We start from the raw sequence: 4,363 nt of genomic DNA, 5'->3' as shown, positions 1-4,363 counted from the left end.
GGCCGCAGCAGGCTGATGACCTGCGCCGGGTCGGCGGTGGCGAGTTCGTCGGCTTTGATGAGGTGCCGGGAGACCGAGATGCCGATTGTGATGGCGCTGATGATCGCGGCTCGCAGGTCCGCGTCGTCGGCGGGGATCGCCTCGGCGATCTGCGCCTCGTAGCGGGCGATGCCGGCGCTGGCCGCGCTGGCGGCCTCGGGGTTGGTCAGCATCGAGCGCAGGAGGGTCAGCGACGCGGCCGGCTCGTTTTCCAGCCGGCTGGCGAGCGCGGCGAGGATCTGCTCGGCCGCCTGCCCGGGCGGTCCGCTCATCTCCGGGACGGGGGCGGCGTCGATCACTTGCCGGAACAGTTCCTGCTTGGACCCGAAGTAATGCATGACCAGCCCCGCGTCGACTCCAGCGGCCGAGGCCACGGCACGGATGGTGGTCCGCTCGTACCCGTCGGTGAGGAAAGCCTGGGCGGCGGCGTCGAGGATGCGCGCTTCGGTGCGGCGGCGCTGCTCGGCGCGCGAGCCGGTCCGGGGAGTGGTCATTTGTTCATTCTACGGATGTTGACCGGGCGGCCTACTTCGTTCTACGTTTGTTCAATGAACGCCTGTTGAGCGAACTGCCCGAGCGAAGGGAACCACCCTCATGCCAACTGCCACGCCCGCCGACGTCCTGGCCCGGCGCAGCCAGCTGATCCTGAACGGCGATGCCGACGGCTTCGCCGCCCTGTTCGCGCCCGATGCGGTGATCGAGTCGTCCTTCGCGGGGCCGCCGGGCACGCCCCTGCGCCTGGCGGGCCAGGAAGCGATCCGCGAGTACTCGCGGCGTGTCATGGAGTCGCCGCTGCGACTGGAGGACTTCGAGGTGGCAAAGCTTTACCAGACCGAGGATCCGGAGGTGGTGATCACCGAGATGCGGGCGACGGGGACCGTGACCACGACGGGCCGGTCGTTCACCACGACGTCCGTCCAGATCATCCGGATCCGGGACGGCCATATCGTGCACTCCCGCGACTTCGCCGATCCCCGGATCCTGGAAGACGTGACCGGGAAACCGCGTCGTGAAAGCTGACGCGGGTCCCGGGCGCAGGGTCGTGCGGCGGGTGGAGGCCGGTGCCGGCGAGCCGGCCGTCGTGCTTGAGGCGGGGATGAACTGCGGGGCCGCGTCCTGGCAGTGGGTCATGCCGCTGCTGGCCCCGCACGTCCGCGTCGCCGCCTACGACCGGGCGGGGATAGGCAGCAGCGTCCCCGCGCCAGGCCTCGTGACCATCGACCGCCAGGTCGATGACCTGGCATCGGTGATCACCGGGCTGGCCGCAGGATCATGCGTGCTGGCCGGGCACAGCTGGGGCGGCATGCTGGTCCAGCTGCTTGCCTTCCGGCGGCCGGACCTGGTCGCGGGCCTGGTCCTGGTGGACCCGGGGCACGAGGAGCTGGAAAGCGCACTGCCCCTGCCCGCTCAGTGGGGCTGGCGGGTCATCAACGCGGTCTTCCCCGATGAGCTGCACGATGACGCACCCGTGACCCTTGCGGCCATGCGGGAGCTGCGCGCCGCCGCAAAGCCGTTTCCCGACGTGCCCGTCGTCGTCCTGAGCGCGGCCCGCGGCTTCCCCCGCCGGTTTCGCGCGCACTGGACACGCCTACAGGCAGCGCTCGCCGCGGCCGCCCCGCAGGGACGCCACGTCGTCGTCGACGGCACCGGCCACAACATCCCCAGAGACCGGCCCGACGCCGTGGCCGATACGATCCTCGCGGTAGCCGCCCAGGCGCGGGCCAGCGGCGGCTGACAAGACAGGCTCTCCGCTGGCATGAGATCCTGGCTGCTGTCCCGGCCGTGCTGCGCGTGGAGTGAACGCTGGTGATCGAAGAGATCCTGCCCGCCGCGGTCGCGAGCGCGGAAATGTTCACAGACCCGCCTAACGCCACGCTCCCCCCGCAGGAGGCGGCGATCGTCGAGAGGGTGTCGGACAAGCGGCGCCGCGAGTTCACCGCGGGCCGGGAGTGCGCCAGGATCGCACTCGGCAAACTCGGTGTCATGCCCGTCCCGATCCTGATCGGAGAACGCGGCGCGCCCCAGTGGCCGCCGGGCATCGTCGGCAGCATCACGCACTGCGACGGATACCGCGCCGCCGCGGCCGCGCACGCCAGCGACGTCGCGGCCATCGGGATGGACGCCGAACCAGCCGATCCGCTGCCGCGCGGCGTGCTGGACGTGATCTCGCTCCCCGCCGAACGCGTCAGGCTGGCGGCCCTTGCGGGGGAGTGGCCAGCCGTGTGCTGGGACCGGCTGCTGTTCAGCGCCAAGGAGTCGGTCTATAAGGCGTGGTTCCCGCTCACTGGCCGCTGGCTCGGCTTCGAGGACGCGGACGTGACGATAACACCGGCCGGCACCTTCACGGCACGCCTCCTAACCGAGCCGCAGCCACCGTGCACGGCCAGCTTCGCTGGCCGCTGGCTGGCCAGCGGCGGCCTGATCCTCACAGCGATCGCGGTCCCGCGCTAAGCGAGTTAGCGTCAGTCGCCCTGCTCGAGCGCCGTCTGCATTGGGCGGAACTTTACCTGCGCCTCGGCGAGTTCCGCGGCCGGGTCGGAGGCCGCCACGATCCCGCAGCCGGCGAACAGCCGGGCCCGCTCCCCGGTCAGCTGCGCGCAGCGCAGCGCGATGCCCCACTCCCCGTTCCCGTCGGCGTCCACCCAGCCGACCGGGCCGGCGTAGCGCTCCCGGTCCATGTTCTCGAGTTCCCTGATGAGCTCCACCGCGGTATCGGTCGGGGTGCCGCCGACGGCGGCCGTCGGGTGCAACGCCGCCGACAGGGCGAGCGCGGAGTGGTCGGTCGCCAGCGTGCCGTGCACCCACGTGCCGAGGTGCTGCACGTTGGCGAACCTGAGCAGTTCGGGACGCGGTGCGACCCGCAGCGCCTGGCACAGCGGCTCGATCGCGTCGGTCAGCGAGGTGACGGCGTAGCCGTGCTCTTCGTTGTCCTTCGCGGAGCCGAGCAGCGTGGCCGCCAGCTCCGCGTCCTCCGCGGCCGTGGCGCCCCGCGGCATGGTGCCGGCGAGCACAAGGGCGCTGACCTTGCGGCCGTTCCTGCGGACGAGCAGCTCGGGCGTGGCCCCCACCAGGCCGGCGCAGGCGAACGTGAAGCAGCCTGGGTACCGGTCGGCAAGCCGGCGCAGCAGCACCCGCGCGTCGATCGGCTCGTCGGCCGACGCGTAGATGTCGCGGGCGAGCACCACCTTGCGCAAGTCGCCGCGGATGATCCGGCGCACCGCGGCGCTAACCGCCTGCTCCCACTCGGGGGCTGACAGCGACCCGTCGTGCCACCGGATGTGCCCGGGCGCGAGCAGGGGAGCCTGCGGCGCCGTGTGCCAGGCGGCCTCACCGTCCGGGGTAATCGTGGTGAGCCAGGCGTTCCCTGTGCCGTCCCTGCCGAGCACCGCGCGGGGCACGATGAGCACAGAGCCCTCGGACCAGTCGTCGAAGGTGAAGCTGCCGAACGCGACCAGCCCCGAGCCGCGGCGCCTGGCCTCGTCCTGGACGTCCGCGTTCTCGATGACCTCGCGCAGCCACTTCTCGCCGACGGCGAACCTGTCCGGGCCGGAGGGCAGCGTGACGCGCGTCGCCTCGCCCCAGCCGGTGAGGCCGGCGCCGTGCCGGATCCAGGCGAGCGCCGCGGGTTCCGGGAGCCGGCCGATCAGATCACCTGGATCCGGCACCGGCACGCTGCGCACCACCAGGTGCTCGCCGCCATAATCCCCGCCGGGCCGTCGATCCGTGGCGTGGTAGTTCCCGTACGGCTCTGCCATGACAGGAAATTGTAGTGGCCGGGCAGGAAGCGGCTATCCGCCTGGGTAACCGGTCCGTCGGCTGCTCGCTCCCGGTGAGCAGTTCGTCGTGGTTACCGATGCTGTAGGGGGCTAGTCGATAGGCGCCAGCATCCGGGCCATCGCGGGCAGTACCCCCGGTGCGACCCGGCAGTACACCCAGGTGCCGCGGCGCTCGGAGATGATCAGGCCCGCCTCTCTCAGCTTCTTCAGGTGGTGGCTGACCGTGGGCTGGGACACCCCAACGTTCTGGATGTCGCAAACAGAGGCTTCCCCGCTCTGATGCGCGGCGACCCGGGAAAAGAGCCTGAGCCGGACTGGGTCGGCAAGCGCCTTGAACATGCAGGCCATGCGCTCGGCTTCGGCGGCCGAAAGCTCCGCCGCGCCGAGCGGCGGGCAGGGAAACTCAAGCGCAGGCTCCGCGATGAGTTCCGCCGTCTGGTTCGTCATGGGCTAATACTCACCGCATCAGTGATCACTTGCCACCGATCCCGCCATAACGTGACATCACGTATATCTAAGGTTGCTCAGATGAGCGGTCGCCATTCGCG

At 70.9% G+C, this 4,363-nt stretch carries 6 protein-coding genes; 3 read left to right on the top strand and 3 right to left on the bottom strand.

The genetic code is table 11. The features are described 5' to 3' along the window. A partial coding sequence (locus WA805_RS26555; RefSeq protein WP_425243714.1) for a TetR/AcrR family transcriptional regulator occupies positions 1–533 on the bottom strand: 533 nt, incomplete at its 3' end. A gap of 100 nt (positions 534–633) precedes the next feature. Here WA805_RS26555 and WA805_RS26550 point away from each other — a divergent pair. From WA805_RS26550 to WA805_RS26540, 3 genes are all read left to right on the top strand, one after another. After that, positions 634–1,059, top strand: coding sequence for a nuclear transport factor 2 family protein (locus tag WA805_RS26550; RefSeq protein ID WP_422337787.1), 426 nt, complete (start codon positions 634–636; stop codon positions 1,057–1,059). Beyond that, positions 1,049–1,774, top strand: a complete 726-nt coding sequence (locus tag WA805_RS26545; RefSeq protein WP_425243713.1) for an alpha/beta fold hydrolase — start codon at positions 1,049–1,051, stop codon at positions 1,772–1,774. The genes WA805_RS26550 and WA805_RS26545 overlap by 11 nt, the downstream gene beginning before the upstream one ends. 71 nt (positions 1,775–1,845) lie before the next feature. Further along, positions 1,846–2,490 (top strand): 4'-phosphopantetheinyl transferase family protein, encoded by a 645-nt coding sequence (locus WA805_RS26540; RefSeq protein WP_425243712.1) that lies wholly within the window; start codon positions 1,846–1,848, stop codon positions 2,488–2,490. 11 nt (positions 2,491–2,501) lie between these two features. On the opposite strand, the gene WA805_RS26535 is transcribed toward WA805_RS26540, so the two are convergent. Together WA805_RS26535 and WA805_RS26530 are read right to left on the bottom strand one after the other, a co-directional pair. After that, positions 2,502–3,794 (bottom strand): isochorismate synthase, encoded by a 1,293-nt coding sequence (locus WA805_RS26535; RefSeq protein WP_422337789.1) that lies wholly within the window; start codon positions 3,792–3,794, stop codon positions 2,502–2,504. Positions 3,795–3,905: 111 nt separating this feature from the next. Continuing rightward, complete coding sequence (locus WA805_RS26530; RefSeq protein WP_422281536.1) at positions 3,906–4,262, bottom strand: ArsR/SmtB family transcription factor; 357 nt, start codon at positions 4,260–4,262, stop codon at positions 3,906–3,908. Between the last annotated feature and the right edge of the window lie 101 nt (positions 4,263–4,363).

The organism is Trebonia sp. (genome assembly GCF_049794275.1).
In the GTDB taxonomy this organism is placed as follows: domain Bacteria; phylum Actinomycetota; class Actinomycetes; order Streptosporangiales; family Streptosporangiaceae; genus Trebonia.
The sequence above is the reverse complement of the archived record's forward strand: the minus strand, read 5'-3'. Positions and strand labels throughout refer to the sequence as shown.

Excerpts from the sequence above, each read along its gene's own strand:
- WA805_RS26535 (WP_422337789.1), bottom strand. The coding sequence starts at position 3,794 with ATGGCAGAGCCGTACGGGAACTACCACGCCACGGATCGACGGCCCGGC.
- WA805_RS26550 (WP_422337787.1), top strand. The coding sequence starts at position 634 with ATGCCAACTGCCACGCCCGCCGACGTCCTGGCCCGGCGCAGCCAGCTG.
- WA805_RS26530 (WP_422281536.1), bottom strand. The coding sequence starts at position 4,262 with ATGACGAACCAGACGGCGGAACTCATCGCGGAGCCTGCGCTTGAGTTT.